General features: G+C 33.4%; 21 protein-coding genes. 9 read left to right on the plus strand and 12 right to left on the minus strand.

Going from position 1 to position 21,912, the window contains the following annotated elements:
* Window positions 1-54: 54 nt before the first annotated feature.
* From RT99_RS03955 to RT99_RS03995, 9 genes are all read right to left on the minus strand, one after another.
* On the minus strand, window positions 55-573 hold the full coding sequence (locus tag RT99_RS03955) for a hypothetical protein (RefSeq protein ID WP_042563442.1): 519 nt from the start codon (window positions 571-573) through the stop codon (window positions 55-57).
* Window positions 574-686: 113 nt separating this feature from the next.
* A complete protein-coding gene (locus RT99_RS03960) occupies window positions 687-1,067 on the minus strand; it encodes a YidH family protein (RefSeq protein ID WP_042563443.1) in 381 nt (126 codons plus the stop codon).
* 70 nt (window positions 1,068-1,137) lie between these two features.
* Window positions 1,138-1,722, minus strand: a complete 585-nt coding sequence (locus tag RT99_RS03965) for a flavodoxin family protein (RefSeq protein ID WP_042563444.1) — start codon at window positions 1,720-1,722, stop codon at window positions 1,138-1,140.
* 7 nt (window positions 1,723-1,729) lie between these two features.
* Window positions 1,730-3,310, minus strand: a complete 1,581-nt coding sequence (locus tag RT99_RS03970) for an FAD-dependent oxidoreductase (protein ID WP_042563445.1) — start codon at window positions 3,308-3,310, stop codon at window positions 1,730-1,732.
* A gap of 235 nt (window positions 3,311-3,545) precedes the next feature.
* Window positions 3,546-5,015 (minus strand): glycoside hydrolase family 130 protein, encoded by a 1,470-nt coding sequence (locus RT99_RS03975; RefSeq protein ID WP_042563446.1) that lies wholly within the window; start codon window positions 5,013-5,015, stop codon window positions 3,546-3,548.
* A gap of 433 nt (window positions 5,016-5,448) precedes the next feature.
* Window positions 5,449-6,045 (minus strand): hypothetical protein, encoded by a 597-nt coding sequence (locus RT99_RS03980; protein ID WP_042563483.1) that lies wholly within the window; start codon window positions 6,043-6,045, stop codon window positions 5,449-5,451.
* A gap of 192 nt (window positions 6,046-6,237) precedes the next feature.
* Window positions 6,238-6,594 (minus strand): nuclear transport factor 2 family protein, encoded by a 357-nt coding sequence (locus tag RT99_RS03985; protein ID WP_042563447.1) that lies wholly within the window; start codon window positions 6,592-6,594, stop codon window positions 6,238-6,240.
* Between the two features lie 18 nt (window positions 6,595-6,612).
* On the minus strand, window positions 6,613-6,984 hold the full coding sequence (locus RT99_RS03990) for a hypothetical protein (RefSeq protein ID WP_042563448.1): 372 nt from the start codon (window positions 6,982-6,984) through the stop codon (window positions 6,613-6,615).
* 111 nt (window positions 6,985-7,095) lie between these two features.
* On the minus strand, window positions 7,096-7,650 hold the full coding sequence (locus RT99_RS03995) for an AAA family ATPase (protein WP_042563449.1): 555 nt from the start codon (window positions 7,648-7,650) through the stop codon (window positions 7,096-7,098).
* A gap of 207 nt (window positions 7,651-7,857) precedes the next feature.
* Here RT99_RS03995 and RT99_RS04000 point away from each other — a divergent pair, with 207 nt between their 5' ends.
* From RT99_RS04000 to RT99_RS25110, 9 genes are all read left to right on the plus strand, one after another.
* Entirely contained in the window at window positions 7,858-8,436 is a 579-nt protein-coding gene (locus tag RT99_RS04000; protein ID WP_042563450.1) for an RNA polymerase sigma factor, read from the plus strand.
* 223 nt (window positions 8,437-8,659) lie between these two features.
* Complete coding sequence (locus tag RT99_RS04005; protein ID WP_042563451.1) at window positions 8,660-9,499, plus strand: FecR family protein; 840 nt, start codon at window positions 8,660-8,662, stop codon at window positions 9,497-9,499.
* 139 nt (window positions 9,500-9,638) lie between these two features.
* On the plus strand, window positions 9,639-12,872 hold the full coding sequence (locus tag RT99_RS04010; protein WP_042563452.1) for a TonB-dependent receptor: 3,234 nt from the start codon (window positions 9,639-9,641) through the stop codon (window positions 12,870-12,872).
* 422 nt (window positions 12,873-13,294) lie between these two features.
* Window positions 13,295-14,605: a hypothetical protein gene (locus tag RT99_RS04015; protein ID WP_042563453.1), complete on the plus strand. Its 1,311-nt coding sequence runs from the start codon at window positions 13,295-13,297 to the stop codon at window positions 14,603-14,605.
* An 84-nt stretch (window positions 14,606-14,689) separates the two neighbouring features.
* Window positions 14,690-15,547 (plus strand): T9SS-dependent choice-of-anchor J family protein, encoded by an 858-nt coding sequence (locus tag RT99_RS04020; RefSeq protein WP_042563454.1) that lies wholly within the window; start codon window positions 14,690-14,692, stop codon window positions 15,545-15,547.
* 57 nt (window positions 15,548-15,604) lie between these two features.
* The gene (locus RT99_RS04025) at window positions 15,605-16,399 is read left to right on the plus strand and encodes a hypothetical protein (RefSeq protein ID WP_042563455.1); all 795 of its coding nucleotides are present in this window, start codon (window positions 15,605-15,607) and stop codon (window positions 16,397-16,399) included.
* A gap of 52 nt (window positions 16,400-16,451) precedes the next feature.
* A complete protein-coding gene (locus tag RT99_RS04030) occupies window positions 16,452-17,813 on the plus strand; it encodes a S41 family peptidase (RefSeq protein ID WP_052483546.1) in 1,362 nt (453 codons plus the stop codon).
* A 32-nt stretch (window positions 17,814-17,845) separates the two neighbouring features.
* The gene (locus tag RT99_RS04035) at window positions 17,846-18,136 is read left to right on the plus strand and encodes a hypothetical protein (RefSeq protein WP_042563456.1); all 291 of its coding nucleotides are present in this window, start codon (window positions 17,846-17,848) and stop codon (window positions 18,134-18,136) included.
* 355 nt (window positions 18,137-18,491) lie between these two features.
* Window positions 18,492-19,016 carry a hypothetical protein gene (locus RT99_RS25110; protein WP_042563457.1) on the plus strand — a complete coding sequence of 175 codons (525 nt, stop codon included), beginning with the start codon at window positions 18,492-18,494 and terminating at the stop codon, window positions 19,014-19,016.
* A 39-nt stretch (window positions 19,017-19,055) separates the two neighbouring features.
* Here the strand turns inward: RT99_RS25110 and RT99_RS04045 are convergent, their stop codons facing one another.
* From RT99_RS04045 to RT99_RS04055, 3 genes are all read right to left on the minus strand, one after another.
* Complete coding sequence (locus RT99_RS04045) at window positions 19,056-19,619, minus strand: tetratricopeptide repeat protein (protein WP_131494895.1); 564 nt, start codon at window positions 19,617-19,619, stop codon at window positions 19,056-19,058.
* A 222-nt stretch (window positions 19,620-19,841) separates the two neighbouring features.
* A complete protein-coding gene (locus tag RT99_RS04050; RefSeq protein WP_042563459.1) occupies window positions 19,842-20,687 on the minus strand; it encodes an AraC family transcriptional regulator in 846 nt (281 codons plus the stop codon).
* Between the two features lie 139 nt (window positions 20,688-20,826).
* Window positions 20,827-21,822: an SDR family NAD(P)-dependent oxidoreductase gene (locus tag RT99_RS04055; RefSeq protein ID WP_042563460.1), complete on the minus strand. Its 996-nt coding sequence runs from the start codon at window positions 21,820-21,822 to the stop codon at window positions 20,827-20,829.
* Between the last annotated feature and the right edge of the window lie 90 nt (window positions 21,823-21,912).

Consider the following 21,912-nt stretch of genomic DNA (forward strand, 5'->3'; position numbering starts at 1 on the left):
GCATGAAAAAAACAACGTTGAGACAAGGAAGTACAATATCTTTATTAGGTTTCATTACTTGGCAGGACTTTTTTTAATCGCTATTTTATTCGAGAATTGACGTGGATGATTTACCGGATCTATTTCTTCAAGATCCTGATCAATATCTTCGGTTAACGAAACATCTCCGGAAACATAATCTTGTCTTTTTTCATTATCAGGATTTTCGTTGTCTTCATCATCTTGCTTGTCGTTTTCTAATGAGTCATCATTATCTTCAGAATCGCTTTTTCCAAAACCATCATCATTTCTGGCATCTCTTTCATTTTGTAATTTTTCATCCTCACTCAAATAATCCTCATTCAAATCATTGTCATAATCCTCATCAGGATTTGTGCGTAAATCATTGTCATTTTCATCGTCGAGCTCATCATCACGATCCTGTTGATTACTAAAACTTCGATTTAAGTTCTGCTCTATGTCATTGGTGATCGAATTATCAAAAGGGATAGTATCATTTTTGTTAGATGGATTTGTATTGTCTTGAAAATCCGTGTCAGTTTGACCGTAATTTTCTTTTTCTCTTAAGTTCATAATAGTCAATTTTAAGTTTTTGTATGATTGTAAAGTTACACGTACAGAAAATCAAAATTTTATAAAACAGATATTTTGTAATTACATAATTTACAGTATATCAGTTGTTTTTGTTAGATTTCGAGAAATGTAAAGGGATAGGCAGCCATTATCAAATAGGTAATTATAATAATACTCATAAGAAAAATAACGACCGTAAGGATTGTTAAAAGCATTGTAGAATATAAATATTCGCCACGCTGTAAAAGTCTGTGTACTTGTCTGTATTTCCAGTAGGATAACAAGATGGTAATAGCGCCTGTAAGTACTAAAGAGATACCAATAAATATAGTTAGTCCATTTTTTGGAATAGTTGAATCTTTAAAAAACGTGGACGGTAATTGATTGACAAATAATGAGAACTTTACAATCACGAAACCAAATACCATAATTCCGATGCCAGTACGAATCCACGACAAAAACGTGCGTTCGTTTGACATATGCTCATTAATCATATTATTATTTTTGTTATCCACGATATTCTTATTTAGTAATTTTAATATTTTGCTTTTATTTAAAGTATTATCAGCTTTTGCCTGCTGCTTTTTTCAAAGATTCTGCCATAGCCTGGGCATCTTTTTCATAAGTGCTTTTGTAGTACTCTAAAAGCTCGGCTTTGGTCTTTTTTGCATCTTTGGCATGGCCTTCCCAAATAACGCCAAGTGAAGTATAAGGCGGAACCGTAACACCAATGCTGCAAAAGAAATTCGCAATATTTCCCGTAATATGTTCTACACCATCTGAATCGCCTGTTACAATTACACCGCCAATTTTTTCGTCAAGCGGAGAATCTTTTCCGCTCAAAATAATGTCGTAAACCTCATCAAGCCTTTCAATGCATCTTTGCAGTTCAGAGGAGTGATTGTTCCACCAAATGGGTGTTGCAAATAGTAAAATTTCAGCTTGCAGAATTTTGTTGTAAATATCCGGCCAGTCATCTTTTGTGTCCATTTGCGTATAAGTTCCCGGAACAATATTGTGATCAACAAGTTTTATTATTTCGAATTCAATTTTTTGCCGAATCAGATATTTAGCAAAAAAATCTACAAGAATTTCTGTGTTAGATCTGCCTTTATTTTTTAAGGTGGCGAGTAGTATGATAGCTTTCATATGTTTTTTATTTGATATGGATTTTGGATAGATCAGTTTCTGCAGGACCGTTGATGACGATACCTTCTGCGTCAAATCGTGAACCGTGACAAGGACAATCAAAAGATTTTTCATCATTATTCCATTGTACAATGCAGCCCAAATGCGGACAAACGGCAGAAAATGCTTTTAAGGCATTGTCGTAATCGCGATAAACAGCAATTTTATTTAAGCCTGAAGAAAGTACAGCACCTTCTCCCGCTGGTAAATCGGCTGTGTTTTTTAAATCAGAGCCCTTAATCCAGTCCAGATATTGTGAAGCCATGTTGCTTGCTTCTTTTATAAAATCACCGGTCGTTTTTAAGGTAATTCTTGACGGACTATACAAGTCTTCCCATTTGTTTTTAATGCCCATAATGCTGTCACAAATAATCATGGCGCCAATTGTAGTATGTGTCATTCCATTTCCGGAATCTCCTGTAATGATATAAATATTGTCATCGCCGGGATTTTTTCCCATAAAACCTAAAGAATCCACAGGTTCCATCACCTGACCCGACCAGCGATAGGAAATGTCATCCGGCATAGGGAAATAATTTCGTGTCCAGGCCTCAAGTCTTTCATATCTTTCAAATTCAGAAATCCCTTCTTCATCGGCCTGACCTGTTTTGTGGTCTTCACCTCCGGAAATCAGTAAATCGTATTCGTCATCATAATTTTCCAAACGAACATAGTGATAAGGCTGAGAAACCCATTTCGATTCCTGATCGCCGGTGTCCCACCAAAGCGAGTAGGGAAGCTGCCCTTTCGGAATTTTGGCTCCAATAACATAAGTTCTGTACGCGTGTTGTTTGGTGTGCATTGTTAAGACATCATTTATGGGCGTATTTGTTGCCACCACGATATAATCTGCAGAAAAAGTAAAACCGTTTACTTTCGCCCCTTTTTTGTTAATATCTTCTGCACGAGCTTCGGTGTAGATAATTCCGCCAAGAGAAACGATAGCATCGGCAAGTCCTTTAAGATAGTTCAGTATATGAAATTGTGCCTGATTGTTAAAGACGATGCATCGTTGTTTTTCGGCATTGACCAAAGCAGGAATTTCTTCTAAAACCGAAGTCTGCAATCCCGCTTTTTGTGTTGCCTGAAATTCTTTATCCAGATTTTCTTCCTTGTCTGTGGGATGCAGAAATAAGTAACCGTTTACTCTTTTAAAAGAGCAATCGATATTTAAGGAAGTAACAATATTTTCAATTTCGTCGATAGCGGCTACATGACTTTCGGCAGCAAGTTTTGCATTTTCTTTGCCAAAGGTTTCTTCAAGAAAAAAATAACGATCGTCGAGCGCGCAGGTTAAATGTGCCGTTGTACGTCCGGTTTCGCCGCTGCCAATAAAACCATCTTCAACAAGTACTACTTTTTTACCTGCTTTTAATAATTTATAAGCAGTTGTTAATCCCGCAATTCCACCACCAATTATCAATACTTCCGTTTGAATATCCTGATCAGGTTTTTCAAAAGAAATAATGGGAGCAGAGTCAATCCAAAATGAAACATTTTCACCCGAAGTGATGCTGGAGCTTTTTAAGGTATTGTTTGATTCATCCATAATGTAATTTTTTAGAATTTAGAATTTACAGGAGAAATTTAAAATCTGTATAAATTCATTTTTAAGAGGTTGATATCAAAGCTACTAGCTATAAAAACAAAACGTTTACAGGTTTAAAGGGAAGTTTTATAAGATTTTCAGTTATGTTTTTAGGTAACAAGGGATATTACGTTAATGCCTAAAAACAAATAAGGCTGTCAATTGACAGCCTTATTTGTTAGTGTTTGAAATATTTTTATTTATTACTGTTTTTTAAAGCATCCAGTAATTCTACCATATCTACCACAGCATAAGTCGACGAATAATCTGAGACTGCATAAGGTAATATAAGACTACCGTTGTGAATAATCGCCCCACAGGAATACACGACATTGGGTACGTAACCTTCTCGTTCATCTTCCAGAGGCGAAAGTAAAGGTTCTTTAAGTCTTCCAATTTCTTTAGAAGGATCATCAAGATCAAATAAAGAAGCACCAATACAGTAACATCTCATGGCACCTACACCGTGTGTAATAACAAGCCAGCCTTCTTCTGTCCAAAGTGGTGATCCGCAATTTCCTATTTGGGTCAGTTCCCACGTATATCGGGGCTCCTGCAAAAGAATAGGAGTGTTCCATTGTGTTTGTCTGTCAGAATACATGATGTAATTATTAACACCATCGATCCTGGAGAGCATTGCATATTTTCCTTTTATTTTTCTTGGAAATAAAGCCAGGTTTTTATTTTGAGCACCAGCACCGTGCAGAGGCATTACCCTGAAATTATAAAAATCCTCGGTCGAAATAAGTTTAGGAAGTATGGCATGACCATTATAGGCTGTATAAGTTGCCATGACGCGGGTAGAACCGTCATCATCTGTAAAACGTACAAAACGGGCATCTTCAATACCACGGCTTTCAGAATCGGAAATTGGAAATATAACACGTTCTGTTATATCAGAATCATGTTTAAATTGCAAATCATAAAAGGAATTTGCCAGCCAGATGATTTCTTCAAGTGCTGTTCGTCTTTCCTGACGTATAGAAGGATCTTGCAAGGCATCTTTTACCATACTTTTTAAAACAGCATATTCAAATTCATCCGGTAAATCCTGCATGATTTGGGTAATATATTTGTCCTGCGTATGCATTTCTGAAAGCTTTAATAAAAATCTTTCTTTGTTGTATAAGCTTTTGTGTTCAATCTCTGCCTTATCAATGTTATTACCATTTTTCATTATCTGCAGATTATTGTCTTTATCGAGAATTCCTCGTCTAAAAACTATAGAAGAAATATGACCTTCGCCTGTGGCACGAAACGAAATGATAACGCGTTTTGCTCCTGCTTCCAGACCAGACTGATCAAAATCTTCGATAATAGACGGATTGAAAATCGCTGCCGATTCAATAGCATATTCCATTGTACAGAAAGAACCTATAAGCATTTTTCTATCTACAGAAAGGGCGTCATAGTCTATTTGCATTCCTTCGATAATGTATCTGATTTTTTCGCAATGTTTGAAAAATATATTCGAGATATTTCGGTGACGCCTGGCAAATTCGCGAAGTGTTTGTTCCAGGGTTTGTAAAACCTGTTTTTCGTCAAGCAACATTATGCGGCTTACCATTTGTTGTGTCCGTTCTTCACCATTCATAAAATATCGTGCAACAACTCTTTTAGAATCTGGGGTAAATTTTATATTTTTTCGAATGATTGGTACTCGCATAGTTTTGTTTTTTAATTACAGTAAATAAGTATATTTTTTTTTAAGTAATGCTTTTCAGGATTACCTGTTTCGTTTAGATAAATATAGAAATACAGATGTTTAGAACAGGAACAGTATTTTTCTATTACTATTTCTAAGTTAGTAATTTTGTGAACGAAAAAAAACTTAATTTTTTATTAAAACTTGATGTCGATGCTTACTTGTCAAACTGCTTTTAGGAAAAATCAATTTGTAAAGGCTGAATTGTATGTAAAGAGGGAATATCAAATTTACAAAAAAGAATAAATAAATTATTTATAATTGTTTGATTTTCAATAAAATATTTTTCATTTCTAAATAAACCTAAACCTGTAAAAAGAAAAAAACGGGATAAAAGAGGTTTTCTTTTTTTCCCGTTAATTAATTGAACTAATAATATTTATAACTGTAAACTTTATTCTTTATACAAAATAATAACCGCTTTGTAACCTTTACCAACATTCCATTGGCTTGATTCGATAGCTACTCCCTGATCATCATAAACCTGAAATTCAGCCGTATTTGGCGAGGCAGAACCTTCATTCAGAGCTTCAAAATCAATTTTATTGATCCCTTTTACTAAAGTTATTTTGAATCCCTTAAATTCTCCATCAAGTGAAACTTCCGGTTCAATAACTTTATCATTAAGGTAAACTTTAATTTTATCGCCATCTACAAAAGCGGCATCTCTATAACGAATTGTAGATGTAATAGATTTTGTTACAAAGCCTCCTAAATATTCATTTCGACGATAAAAAATTCCCGGTACATTGGCTTCTCTTTTATATAAAACATTATTATTAAAAAGCTCGTCCGGATTAATTTTTAAAGTAACCGGTTCTTTTGGAATTGTAGGATCATCTGCTTTTGGCGCTTCTTCCGTTGGCGGAATTGCTTCTTTATTGTCTAAATTTTTAGATTGGATTGGTTTATTTTTATTGTTGAGTTCGTCCTGTGCATATCCATGCATTGAAACACTGATGATGATAATCAAAAACAATATTTTTTTCATACTTTTTAAATATTTTAATCTCTTTATATAAACATTTAATTCTGGCATTTATTGCCTTTAAGAGAATTGGTTTTTTAATAATTAAGGAAATGATGGTTTAAAAAACGTTACCAGATTTAAAGTAGTATTAAACCTTAATTAAAAGCATGAAATTTTAAATCCATTATGACTTTCAATTTTGAATATTAAGGTTCAGAATTTAGGTTCAATAACAAAAGCGTTCAATTGAGCCATTTTTGCGTTCCTAAATTTCCAGACGTCACAGTAATCGTAAGTTTTTATTTTTCCGTTTTCATCTTTCATTTTGATTTTGCCAATTGCAATAACAAAGTCATCTTCGGCCACTAAATTTGCTACTTCAAAATTTGGCGGCTCTTTGTAGGCTGTTTTCATCCAGTTTCTAACGGCTTCTTTTCCTTTTAAAGTTTGCTCGCCTGTAAATGTCCATTCAGTATCATCTGTGCAAAAGGCCAGAAAGCCTTCATTGTCACCCTGAGTAATGGCTATGTTAGCCTTTTTGAGTATTTCTTTATTATCAATTGCACTCATACGATTCTAAAATCAGGATTAGTCAATTTTATAACCGTCGTCTGCAAAAGTTTCTGGTTCACGATCATTTTCATCATAATCTTCTACCAAATCATCATCCAGATCGTCTTCATCTAAATCATCTTCGTCTTCCTCCAAATCATCTTCTTCAAGCTCATCTTCATTTAATTCGCTTTCGTCATAATTTTGTTCAAGATCTTCCTGATCGTCTCTTTCAAGAGCATTCGAATACTCATTGTCCAAATAATTCTGATCTTCGTTTAGAAGCATTTCCTGCTCAAAAGTATTTTCGTCACCAATATTTTGTTGTTGGTATTGATCAACATAACTTTGGTTTTCTTCAGTATTATTTTCGTTTTGATCGTAATATTTGTTGCTATCTGTTGTCATAATGATATTTTTAAAGTTGATTTATTATTGCTGAATTTCAGCTTTCTATCAAAATTAACCTCAAAGGCAACAAATTGTCTTATAGCATTAACAGAAAAAATTACTTAATTATCATTGTTTATTATTTATACTTTGTATTTTTTCAAGGATAAGTGTAATTCTTTCTTGAACAGTTAAATCGCCGGAAATTTTTAAAATTGGAAACGGAACGGTTTTGAGCCATTTTTCGTGAGCATTAAAATTCCGGCCTGCAATACCTGTATGGTTATCATAATCCGTTGCACATTCTATAAAGTTTTCAAATTGTTTTATTCTGGCCGGGTCAGTATAAATAATGTTTCCGTATCGTTCAAATTCTCTTTTCTTTAATCTTTCAATTCTGATAGCAGGAGGAATCCAAAGAAAAACTATCAAATCAAAATCAGGAAATACATTTTCTCCCCATTCAAAAATTGATCCTCCTAAAATCCAGTTTTTTAGATTATTCAGGTCTGTTTTTATAGTAGTATTTCTTTCATCAGGATTTCGTTTTACTGTAAAAGGCGGTTCTGTAGTTTCCCAAAAATAATTGTCACTATCAAAATAAGTCAGGTTAAGTTTTTCGGCCAATATTTTTCCTGTTGTTGTTACGCCGCTTCCGGAGGCACCAAAAATGTGAATTTTCATCTTTCAGAATTACTACTATTAGACCTCAATATTACAAAATCTTTTATTGTTTTGAATTTACAAAAGGAGACTGAAATTGTAATATCACCAGAAATCAAAAAAGAATTTGCGAATATTAATAAATTATTAAATGAATAAATCGAAAAAATATCAATAACCGTTTATCTTACATTTGTAAGGGTCTTCTTTAACAATTAAAATTGCATCATGAGTTCTAATTTGGTATTAAGGTTACGAGAGGGAGATGATTCCTGTTTTAGAGAAATCTACGATTTATATCATTTTAAAGTATTTTGTTTTGTAAAAAAATATACTGCACAGCTGGCAGATTCAGAAGATGTTACTCAAAACGTCTTTATTCATCTTTGGAAATATCGTGCAAAATTAGACCCAAACGTAAGTCTGGAAGCCATTTTATTTAAAAGTTCGAAACAAGAAATTTCGAAATGGTATAAAAAGCAAAACAGGATTTTTTCTGTAGAAAACGAACAGTTGATTAAAGAATTGGATTCTCCATCAGAATCAGACGATGATATTGATTTAAAGCTGGAACAAATACAATTATTACTGGATCAAATTCCCGAAAAAAGAAGAAAGATTTTCAACCTTCACAGGTTTGAAGACTTAAGCTATAAAGAGATTGCCATTGAAATGAATATGTCACCAAGTGCAGTTGCAAATCAGATATCGAAAACACTGCAGTATCTTAAAAAGAATTCGGTACAAAATCATGAACTGTATTGGTTTGCGTTGTTTTTTATGAGTCAGCAAAACCTAATTTCGTAACATTCTGCGCGATTATTTTTTACAGTTTAAAATGTATTGAAATTGCTGTTTTTTTGCATCATTTCAGGTCTTTTAGTATTTAGTCATGTTATTACAAATCTTCTTTTGCATTAAGAAAACGTTAATAGTAATGTTAGCCTATGATATTTGATTCATTGGAAATCTAATGTAGTTGTATCGATAAGATTAGGTTTAATTTTCAACAACAAACATTTAAATTGTAATGAAGTCAAAAAGATTAAAAGACGAATGGAATGCAATACCAAACAGAGGAATTCTTCCTGGTGAAACTTCATCTCGTATGTGGAAGAATATTCGAAATGTTACTGTTGATAAATACAAAAACTTTTATAATTGGACAGCTGTTGCCTGTGCCGTATTTGTTCTTGGAATTGGTGTTTATAGTTTGATCCCTCAGGCTAAAATTGAAATTGCTTCGACAAAAACATTCAATAAAGATATTCGACTTTTGAATTTGCCTGATGGTACACGCGTCTGGCTGAATGAAAATACAGAAATTGAATATCCTAAAAAATTTACAGGAAAAGAAAGAACAATTACTTTAAAAGGAGAGGCCTTTTTTGAAGTAAAGCGCGATCCTTCGCATCCTTTTGTTATTAGCTCAGGACCTATAAAAACTACTGTTTTAGGTACTTCTTTTAATATCAAAGCCTACGATCACCATCAGCCGGAAGTTAACGTGAGAACCGGAAAAGTAAAAGTAGAAACGGAAGAAAATACTGTTTTTCTGCTACGCGGAGACAAAGCCGTATATGGCGCCGGAACTTCGATGGTGTTTAAAGAAAAAACAACAGTTCTGGAACCAAAATGGAAAAAAGTGCTGATGTATGTTGATGATTTGACGCTTGAAGAGGTGATTACGAAGTTGAAAACAGATCATCATTTTGAAGTGACTTATCTGGATGAAGATTTACGAAACTTAAAAATGCAGGGAACGCTGGATACGAGACAAGGTTTTTATGAAATGCTGCAGACTATTGCATTTGCATTGGAAATCAAGATTCAATCTACAGGAAATAAGACTTATCTCATTAGTCACTAAATATAAAATTACAAACATTTTAGAATAACATTTTAGCCAAAATCAACTTTGAGCTACAAGACAAGTATTGCAATATTTTAAAATATTAACCCAAAATATCATATAAAAATTAATTCTAATAAACTAACAATTATCAATTATGAACAATGATTTTTCCAGGCAGTTTGCCATTTGGATTTTGTTTTTCGGTTTCCTTTTAGGAACGCACACTATGTATTCGCAAACCGGCACCGTTTCGGTTGATTTTAAAAATTCTACGCCTCAAAAAATAATAGATAATTTAAAATCCCAGACTCCGTATCAATTTATCTATCAAAAAGATCTCGATTTGAGTTTGCCATTGGTTACATTAAAAAAAGACAATGTTTCTATCGATGAAATTTTGACGGATTTGCAAAGCATGACCAATTTAAATTTCAGAAGAAATCAAAATAATATAGCCGTAAACAGTAAAGATACGGGCAAAAAAAAAAAGAAAGGAAAAGTAACGGGTAAAGTTGTTGATGTAAACGGACTTTCGCTGCCGGGTGTAAATATAAAAGTCGCAGGTCTTAATTATGGCGTGCAGTCTGATATTGATGGTAATTATATTCTGGAATTGGAGCCCGGTGATTATACAATCGAGATAAGCGCTATTTCGTTTCAAACACAAAAAGTTACGGGTGTAAAAGTGCTTGAAGATCAGGAAACGCCATTGGTTGTGTCCTTAAAAGAAGATACACAATCATTGAAAGAAGTCGTGATTATTCAGGATTATAAAAAAGCGACGGCTTCGGTTGAAGGAATGTTGCTGCAGCAAAAAAAAGCGCCTCAATTTTCTGATGGTATTTCTGCGGAACAAATTGCCAGAACGCCGGACAGAGACGTGGCAAGTTCATTAAAACGTATCACAGGAGTAACAACTGTGGGCGATAAATATGTGGTGGTGCGCTCTATGGGCGAAAGATGGAATCAGGCTGTTATGGACGGAATTGCCCTGCCGAGTACAGATGCCTATCAGCAAAACTTTTCTTTTGATATTATTCCAACTTCGATTGTAGAAAGTATTGTGGTGAGCAAATCGGCCACTCCGGATATGTACGCGAATTTTGCCGGAGGTTATGTGGAGATAAAAACAAAGGACATTCCAAAAGAAAATTTTACCAATTTTTCTATCAGTACTTCATACAATAGCAGAAGCACGTTTAAAGAACGACTTACAAAACAGGAAGGCGACTATGATTATTGGGGATTTGATGATGGAAGACGTGATTTTCCCAGTGCTGACAATCTTACTGCGCAAAATGTAAAAAGTGATGCAGCAGATCCGAATATTTCTATCCGCGAATCAAAACAATTTACAGAGGATAATTTAACTACTTATAAAACGTATGCGGCTCCCGGTACTACACTTCAATTTGGTATTGGACGAAATTATAAATTACAGGACAATAACAAATGGGGATTTACAGGGTCTTTAATTTTTAAGAATACACAGGAAAAATTAGATATAGAGCATACAGAAAGAGGGAAATACAAAAGCAATTCAGAGTTTTCTGCAGAAAACGAAACTGTAGCATATTCTACCTTTAACAAATACGGGTTTAAGAATTCCGGAGCCACTTATAATTTTAATTCAACTTTGGGCGGAATGTTTAATGCGGCAATTCAGTTTGATAATCATAAAATTACAAGCCGTAATACTGTAATGCACATTTATAACAGTCAATTAACCCAAATTACAGGCTGGGATAATGGAGTTCCTATTGATGATATATTGGATAAAACTACATTGGCCAGAACAGCAGAGACTAATTATCCGGTTTATACGACTTTTATTCAGAATAAAATTGAAGGAAACCACAAGTTTAATAAGCTTGAAATCAACTGGTATGGTGCTTACGGAAATGTTACAAAAGACACTAAAGACGCCACATTTATAAATATGGATCGAAGAAAAATTGGTGACGATATACTAGTTTATTACGATGTTTATAATGCAACCCAAAATATTAGAAGAAGTAATTTTAAAAATGATGAGATTGATTATAACGCTGCAATTAATTTTAAATACTCATTTAATTTTAGTGATTCTTTTACAAACGATATCAAAGCCGGATACTTCGGGACTTATAAAAGAGCAACCAATCAACAGGTATCCGTTAAATTAGAAACCTTTGGTCAGGAAACTGACAGAGGAAATATTTATGGTTCACTGAAAGAATTTTTAGACGGATCAAACTATTACTACGGTGGTTATGGTTGGTTTGGCGGCTTTAAATATGGTAATCAATATGTTGGAGATATCAAAGTACATTCGCCGTTTTTAATGCTTGACAATAAAATGGGGCGCTTTGTACGCTTTGTCTGGGGCGCCAGAGCAGAAAGTTACCTTTACACGCAAATTGAAAGTCAGTCTATAGATTCTGGTAGTTTTGAACAAGAACAAAAAGATGATAAGTTATGGCAGTTTTTACCCTCAGCCAGCTTAATTATTAGCCCTACTAATAAAATGAATGTTCGATTAGGGTATAACAGATCTGTTTTACGCCCTCAGTTTGCAGAACGTTTGAACATCCCATATTTTGATCCTATTCGTTCCTATTTTATATATAATTATACCGGTGGAATTGTTTCAAGTGTTGCCAATAATTATGATTTTAAAATGGAATGGTTTCCTTCCGGTGGCGAAATTTTGTCCTTTGGTGTGTATCATAAAGATATAAAAGACCCTATCGAAAGTGTAGGGGCACTAAGTTCTTCATTAGAAAGAAATGTTTATAACATAAACTCCTATGACGCTAAACTTTGGGGTTTTGAAGTAGAATTTTATAAAAGTCTTTCCTTTTTAGGCGAAGGCCAAACCCTAAAAAACTTGTTTATTAACGGTAATGCTACTGTAAATTCTACCAAGGTAAGATCGTATCAAAGATTAGATGGATCTGGTATTCTGTATGAGGCAAACAGACCGTTGTACGGGCAATCGCCTTACAGTTATAATTTTGGTTTAGACTATGTGGGTGAGCGTTTAGGATTTAGTATTAAGCATAGTGCTGTTGGTGATCAATATATACTGGTGGGATTTGAATACGGTGCCGAGGAAATTCGTAAACCTTATGGTATAACAGATGCGCAGGTGAGTTACAAATTCTTTAAAGAAAGAAACCTGGAATTAAAATGCAGTCTAAAAAACCTCTTTGATACCAGTATAGAAACATACAACAACTTTAATAGTTACAGTAAGAGACAAGACGTTCCTATTGGATCTAACCCAAGGGAGGGATTTGCTCTTGGAGCCGGAGCTACAGATAAATACGATCAGGATATTGATCAGGAATTATTTAAAGCAAAAAATGGAAGAACGATAAGTATATCTATTAATTATTCCTTTTAAATATTTAATAATCAGGAAGATTTTGGTGCTTTATGGCGGTGATTGTTATGCATATTAAGAAACCGTTAACAATAAAATCAGGGGATGATATTTTGATTTTTCAAATGCTAATGTATTTAGTTGTAAGTATTAGATTTCTTTTTTGTTTAGTGCATGAAGCAAAAATGGAATAAAGTACTTTAAGATGTTCTCTAAATAATTTGATATAAATTTTAGAAGAATGGAAAGCAAACCTTTTACTGCGTTAAAAAAATCCTATGAGTAAAAGACGGAATATTAGGTATAAACGCCGATGGTAAAGCGGGATCGTTTATTGAAAAGAACTTTACCAAAAAAGAGAAAGACCTGAGGAAAGATATTTTGCTGCTCTCTCCAAAGGCCTAGTTTGTAATTGCAGCAAATATAGCATTAAATAAATTATTATGAAAAAATTTTTTCTATGTGCAATGATTGCTCTGGCTGTGAGCTCTTGCCAAAATGATGATTCAACTGCTGATTCTTCTTTTTCTATGAAAGCTGCTGGTGCTGACTACAGTGGATATCCTGGAACAGTACAAACTGTTAGTGGTGATATTACAACAAACACTACCTGGACAAGCGATAAAGTTTGGGAAATTGAAGGTGTAGTTCGTGTAAAATCTGGTGCTACATTAACCATTCAGGCAGGTACATTCATTAAGGCAAAACCTTTAGCCGTAGGAGTTGCTACAGGAGTTCTTGTAATTACTAAAACAGGTAAAATTGATGCACAAGGAACAGCAACTGCTCCGATTATTTTTACAAGTTACAATTTATTAGACGGTGCTGCTACTACAGCTACTCCTGGAGATTTTGGAGGTGTTGTTATATTAGGTGACGCTGTTGTAAATAACGGATTGGATAATAACATTATCGAAGGATTAGGAGATCAGCCTAATGTTTCTGATTTTTACTATGGAGGTTCTAACAATGCTCATAATGCAGGAACTTTACAATATGTTCGTATCGAATTTGCAGGACGTATTATAACTACTTCTCCTGATATAGAAATCAACGGATTAACATTTGGTGGAGTTGGTTCTGGTACAACAGTTAACCACATTCAGGTATCATACGGTAGAGATGACTCATTTGAGTTTTTTGGAGGAACAGTAAGTGCTACACATTTAGTTTCTTTTGCACCGGATGATGATAACTTCGATTTCGATTTTGGTTATACAGGTACAATTACAAAAGCGATTGCAATTGCAGATAGTAATTCCAGCCACAGTTTAAGCAGCGGAAATCCTGATTCTAACGGTATTGAGTTAGATAATAATGCTTCAGGAACACCTGCTACAACTGGTATCATTACACGTCCTGTTCTTAATCAATTGTCAATCATTGGTGTAAGCTCAACTACAGTTGCTGATTTATACGAAAATGCTATTCACGTACGCAGATTAGGACAAATAAGTTTAACTGATGCAACCGTTACAGGATATAACACAGGAGTTAGATATGAAGCTCCATCAACTCAGGCTAGTTCTTCTTATTTAAGAGTATCAATCCACGGGTTTGATAATGTAGCTCTGCCAACAGGAACAACTTTCTCAGGTTTGGGTACAAGTATTTCAACTGCAAATCCAGCTCCAAAATGGGGTCTTACACAGCCTTTCTTTAATGATGGCGTGCTTAATTTAACAGGTAATACAGGTGCATTTAGAACCGAACCTCTTTGGACTAATACTTGGACAAAGTTTACTAATTTTTAATTTATACAGCGGTTAATTATTAAAACTACATGGGCAGATCTGTATCTGCCCATGTTTTAAAATAAAATTTAAAATTTAAAAAAAATGAAAAAAAATCTACTTTTAGTATTATTTATAATGATGACAACAATAGCATCTGCTCAATTTACAATATGGGAAGATGATTTTGATGATGCTGATGCTTCTGACTGGACTTTATTAGACAGAGATGGGAATGGAAGTAATTGGTTTGCAAGAAAAAACATTCAGTTTGATACAGAAACAAATGCTGTTATAGACGGTACTATTGATGTTTTAGGTACTTATAATATTGATTTAGCGAATGGAGGGATTCCACTTGAAACTAACGAAGATAATTTTGCAATATCACCTGCCATAGATGCTTCCTTTTATTCTGGAAAACTATCCTTAATACTACATGCACAAACTAGTATTTATGACAGTCCTCAAAGTTTATTTGTATATGGCTCCACTTCGCCGGATCCCGCTTCTTTTACACTTATAAATACAGTAACTTTAGAAAGAGCAACACCTGATGAAGCAGAGTTTAAAGATTATACAGTTGATATTTCGCAGTTTAAGGGTGAAACTGCAGTTTACATAGCTTTAGGAACTATTAAAGATATACATTTTATTGGTTACGAAATTGATAAAATATCTGTTACTGCCGAATCACTTTTAGGAGTTGATGATATAACACTAGAATCTCAGATTTGCAGAATAAACCAAAATCCGGTTCAGGAAAGTTTAGAACTACAATTGGCAGAACAATTTCAAAACGAAGAAACAGCATTAAAAATCTATAATGCAAACGGAATTTTAGTTAAAGAATCTCCATATAAACCAGAAAATTTATCAGTTAGCGATTTACCACAAGGCTTTTATTTCCTTGCAGTGTCTAACAATGGTGTTTCTAAAAAATTAAAATTCATCAAAAAATAAATTTGGAATTTTTATGATTTCCGATACCTAAAACCTTTACAATAAATAAAACTGAATATGAAGAATATCTTGACAAGAGTATTAATTTTCTCTATCATAATTGCATTTTTTGAATCTTGTAACAATGACGAATTGATTCCGTATTATGGTACAGAAACCAATGTACCCGGAAAAATCGTTATAACAGGTTATAGCGCCCTGAATGATTCTATACAAATAAATGTAAACGGAAAACTTATTGAAATAGGGAAAGAGAAAGATAAAAAAACGGCTTTCACAAAAAAAATTGAGACAGAGTATCAGTTAGTTTATTTTGGGGATAAAGCAAAAACTTTTGAAATAACGGATAAAGTAACGAAAAAGGTTTTTCGCAGCTATAATTTTACTGCGGAAAAAACCATTGATACAATTTCGTTTTTCGCAAAAGAAAACATCTGGATAGAGAACATTTCAGCAATAAAGCCAGGCGTTTTAAGTAAAACAGGAAATACGGGTTATAAGTTTATATTTCCAACACAAAATTTATATTCTAAAAGTGGATATGAAGGAAATCTTGACGGAATCCTGCGTAAAATTAACGGCCAGACAATTGGTAAAGTTGAGAATATCAACAAAGATCAATTTAGTTCTTTTATTGAATTTCCGTATAGTTCGCCTCCTACAATTTTAATGGAATTGGTAAAACACGGAACAACAGAATCGTACGTTCCGGGAAAAAAAGTTATCGTTATTTTAACCATGTCTGTTAACAAATCTAAACTAATAGTTTTAGATGAAAAACCAGATGCAAGCGGTGCTTTTGCCAGCGTAGACGGAAATTTAAATTTGGTTGATTATTTTGTTTTTAAATAAATAAAATAATATCAGGAATAATAAAATTGAATTCATATTTATAGATTTTAAAATGAAAAATAAAGCGTTAAGCTATCTTTTTTATGGTATTATTCTTTTGATAGAAGTTATCATTCTTTCTTCCTGCTCTTCAGATGATCCGGAGCAGGTTTACACAGAAGGTACAAATGAATACACCAATGAATGGATGTACGGGCAAATGAAAAAATATTACCGTTGGAATGATGCAATGCCAAATCAGGGCGATTTATCAGTAAATCCCAAAGAGTATTTTGCAAGGTTATTAAAAACTGATGATGTTTTTTCGTATGCGATGCATCCCGCTTTACCGGAAACAGCCCCAAAAAGTCTGCGACAAAAATTTGGATTTGATATTTCGTTTATGGAATATCAGGGCAAGGTTCTCGGCGTAATTTTATATGCTTTGTATGATTCCCCGGCCAAAAATAATGGTTTGGCAAGAGGGCAATTAATAACAAGTATTGACGGTGTCGAATTAACTTTAAATAATTACGACAGCCTCTACAAAAATATGACAGCAGCAACGCAATTAAATTTGAAATTAATTTCATACTCAGCTCAGTTGGGATTTTACAATGAAAAACAAGTTGCTATTTCTCAGGGTTTTTCGTTTTCGCAGCCACTTTTAAGCCAGGTTGTTACAGAAGGAAGCACTAAAATTGGTTATGTCCAAATTCCGCATTTTGATGTTGGTATGGCACAATTATTCCTGCAGACTTTTCAGGAATTAAAAAATAAAGAAATAACAGAATTAGTTTTAGACCTTCGCTACAACGGCGGAGGAGATATAGCTTCGGCAACAGCGTTAAGTATTATTTTGGCTCCCAACATAAAATCAGGTGATTTGTTTATCGAGTTTGAAGGAAATAAAAACGGTGGCGTTGTAAAACAGTCTTTTCAGCAGGCATTAGAAAGTAATGAAAAAAGTATAACCTTTGAAGCGCTTAAAAACACGCATCCAAATATTCAAAAAGTATATATTTTATGCGGAAAACATACAGCATCGGCTTCAGAAATAATCATAAACAATTTAAGCCCGTTTATAAATGTAATTACAATAGGCGAGAAAACGGTTGGTAAAGACGTTGCGGGATTTCCTGTAGAAGATGACAGAATTTCGGGCAAAAAAGGATGGGTTTTATATCCTTCTATCTATAAATTATTTAATGCAAAGCACGAAGGAGGTTATTCTGCGGGAATAAATCCTTCAATTAATGCAGATGAAGTTGAAAACCCTGAAGTCTTTGCGTTAGGAAATCGTTCTGAAGTTTTATTAAATACAGCTATAAATGCAATATCAGGAAACGCAGGCAAAGCAAAAATGGTAAAATCGCACGCATTACCGCTTTCAAAAGTTTATACCGATGCCGATCCGTTATTGGTTACTCCGTAAATTAAAATTTCCATTCAATATCCAGAATTACTATGCAAGGAATAAGTTCTGCAGAACATCGAATTTTATTGGCCGCATTCCGTAAATTTGAGTACATGTCAAAAATTGCCGGCGACAAAATAGGAGAGACAGAAGATGTAAAAACAAGAAAGGCAATGGAAGAACTTGACTTGCTTTATGACAAGTTCCAAATCTTATTTGGCGAATTGGAGAAATGCACCCGAGATTATGAACTCAAGAAAAAATCTACACGCAGCATTATCAACAAAAGCATCCGAAAATTAATGCCGGCGATGCAAAACGAAAATGATACTATCAATTAATTGAATAACCATTTAAAATTTTTAAGTGGTTTTTGTCTTTTTGACCTTTTTCAGGATTACCTCTTGTTTTTATTCAAAATTTATTTATATCATGATATAAATGTTATAATATTTCTTATATCTCTTTTAATTTTGATTGCTTTTAAAGCCAAAAAAGAAGTTTGTAATAAAATATAAATACTCAGATTATCAATTATTTAAGTTTTTCAATGTTAAGCTTTCACTCAAACTAAAAGCTTAACATTGGACAATGTGTATTAACAGTATATTTGTTAATAATTTGATAACATTAAAATAAAGTAAAGATAACTTTAATGCTAAAAACCACGTAAAATCCTAAAATAATACATGCCGCATGAAAGAAAAAGACATTACAAACACTCAGGACCAAACAGAAAATAGCAATTTGATTACTACTGATGAAAACACAACCAATGTTGAAGCAGGAAATGAAATAATTGCCGAGGAAACTGAAACTAAACCTGCAAATACAAAAAAGAAACCCGCTGCTAAAGTTGCTAAAACATCGACAGTTTCAACAACAGAAACAGCAGAACAAAAAGAAGAAGCGATTTCTCCTGAAGTTTCAACAGAAACTGAGGAAATTGTTTCAGAAGAAGGAGATAAATCTAATACTAAAAAGAAGAATAAAAAGATGAAAGAAAAGGAAAAAGAAAAAGAGAAAAAGAAAAAACAAGTAGCTAAGAAAAAAGAAAAAGCGAAACTGGATAAAAAGAAAGACAAAGCTAAAAAAGCAAAACAAAAAGCTAAAGCGAAAAAGAAAGCTAAAGCGAAAAAAGCAAAAGATAAAGTAAAAGCGAAAAAAATTGCTAAAAAGAAAGCTAAAAAATCGAAGTCAAAATCGAAAAAGAAAAAATAAAAAATAAGCCCTGAATTTCAGGGCTTATTTTTTTTATAGCTATTTCAGAGCTGCATTTTTTAACTTTACCTGTTTGATAAGATGTAATGAATCTGAGATAAGGGATTTAATTTCCAAAGCAGGAATTTTGGCAATTTCGGCAGCATTTTTTGTTAGTCCGTCAATGCTCATCTTAGCAAATAAAAGATCACTTTCAAACGATCTTAATATCGAATTTTCTAAAATTGTATTCTTTTTATAGTAGTAAATGGCATTATGTAGATCTTCAATTTGTCCGGTAAAATCAAAAATAGCTTTTTTAGAAACCGCGCGACTATAATAGCTTGAAAAGTCCAGAGGATTCGCTTCAATTGCTTTGTCAAAATCTTCGATCGCATTGTAATGATAATCCATTTTTTGCAGACAATTTGCTTTTAATTTGTAAGCTTCGTGATAAGAACCTGAGCTAATAGCATTGTCTAAATGAATGATAGCTTCTTGAAACTGGTTTGCGGCATAAAGTTCTTTTCCTTTTTCAAAATGAACAGATTCTTCGCCGGCAGTAATAGATTTTGAAAATTTTCCTCTAATTTTTTCGAGCGTTAAATTGTTGAACCACTTCATATCTTTTGGTTTTTGGTTGGTCATAATTGTAATAGCAAGGAAACGATTTATAAAATTGGGGAGGATTTAAAGATAATTAAAATTTGGAATATTTAGAGTTTATTGTTCAGATAAAATATAATATTTTGAAAAAAAACCGATTATAAAGTATTGTTAAACATTGTTTTAGAATATAATAGTCGCGCGATCTACTGCTATGAAAGAGATAAGCGAAAATTTGTTTTACACAATCAAATCTCCATTTTTAGTCAATACATCCAGGTTGGCAGTAACTAATTCTGTGGCAGTATAACCAAATTGTTTTTTGAAGGCAAAAGAAAAATGAGAAAGGTTTTCAAAGCCAACTTCATAGCAAACATCTATGGCTTTTTTCTTGTTTTTTGTTAGCTCATAATGTGCTAATTCTAATCTTTTTGCAGTAAGCCATTTTTGAGGAGTAGTATTAAAGTATTTTCTAAAATCTCTATTAAATGTCGATAAACTGCGGCCGGTTAAATATCCTAAACGGTCTAATGGCATATTAAACATAAAATTGCGTTCCATAAAATGTACTAAATCAATTTTTCCGGGTTCCTCAAAATTTGCGAGAATAGTATCTATTTCCTTATCAATAGTTCTCAAAATAGTGATCGCTTCGGTTATTTTGAGTGAAGCAATATCTTCCGGAAGTGCTGTCATATCAAAATACGGAATCAATGAAGTAAGACAGCTTTCTAATAAGGGATGATTATTATAATAGTTTATTTTTGGAGAGATTGAAGTTTTGGGCTTAATATCGAGATTTGCATAAAAATCTTTAAGTCTGGCAGTAGTTAAATGCATTACCACCGTTTTGTGCGGCTCACCATCTTTTGGATAATTGATAATAGTGGCCAATTGATTTCTGGGAATAAGAAAAATATCTCCTTTTTTAAAAATGTGAATAGTATCTGCCTGAACAATTTTTGTTTCCCCCGAAATAAACCATACCAGCATATGCTGATCGAATATGATATCTGATTTAAAAAACTTGTCTTCATAAGAAGAAAGTTTAATGTCCGGAGTAATATATTTTGCCTCAAATTCCATTTGTCTGTGATAATTCGTTTTTTAAAAATAGGATGAGGTTAAATCAATAGTTTTTTGGAGAACACATTACCAAATTTACTAAAATTATATTTGTAATAATGTTGCCGCCAGTAATGCCGACAACATTATTTTAATTTAATTAGCTAACCTTGAATGTAATTCCACTCATTTTTTCACTAAGTATCCATAAACGTTTGGCATTATCTTCATCTAGCGAATATTGTTTTACACCAGATGATATTGATGTTTCTGTTGCTATAGGAGCGACCTCAACATCTTCGCAGTAAACACCTCCAACAGTATCAAGAAGAGCGCTTGTGGCACACCAGACAGTTGTTGCAGCCCCTTGTGGAATCGTTTTTAAGTTGGCTAAAATCTCAGGCAAAATAGCACCATTTGCATCACAGAAACCCATTTTTTGAAATAATTCTAATGATGCTTCCCTGCCAAGTTCAGTTCCATTGATAGATCCCGGGTGAAGAGAATAAGACCTTACACCAAATTCTTTACCACGATTATCCAACTCAAGAGCAAATAAATTGCAGGCTGTTTTTGATTGTCCGTATGCCTGTAAAGTTTCGTATTCTCTGTATAGAAAATTAGGATCATCAAAATTGAAAGGAGCAAATTGATGTCCTTGCGATGATACATTTATTACCCGTGCAGAATTGGCTTTTTTTAATGCAGGCCACAATCTCGCTGTAAGCTGAAACTGAGCTAAATAATTTGTAGCCAATTGCGATTCGATACCACGATTGTCTCTTCGAAAAGGAACCCACATAATACCTGCATTATTAATAAGTAAATGCAAAGGTCTTTCTGACTGCAAAAAAATTTGTGCAAATGCATCTATAGAATCAGGATTCATCAAATCCATTTCTGCCAATTCTATATTGGGCATATTCTGTAAATTCTTTTTTGCTTTTTCAATATCTCTGGCAGGCACTATTACAGTTGCTCCGGCAAAGGCAAGAGTTTTGGCAGTTTCTAAACCAATGCCTGTATTTCCGCCGGTTACAATAGCAATTTTGCCTGTAAGATCAATTCCTTTAATTACATCATTTGTTGTTGATTGTGCATTAAATCCAGAACCAACCGGATTTTGCATTGCTCCCTGATAATTATTACTTTCCATTTCTTATAATATTTAGTTGATTATTATAAGACAAAGTTATCGGTAAGTTCAAGTAGTGAGTTTGTTCAAAATGTCATTTTACTTTGTTCA

Source organism: Flavobacterium sp. MEB061 (assembly GCF_000834715.1).
GTDB lineage: Bacteria > Bacteroidota > Bacteroidia > Flavobacteriales > Flavobacteriaceae > Flavobacterium > Flavobacterium pectinovorum.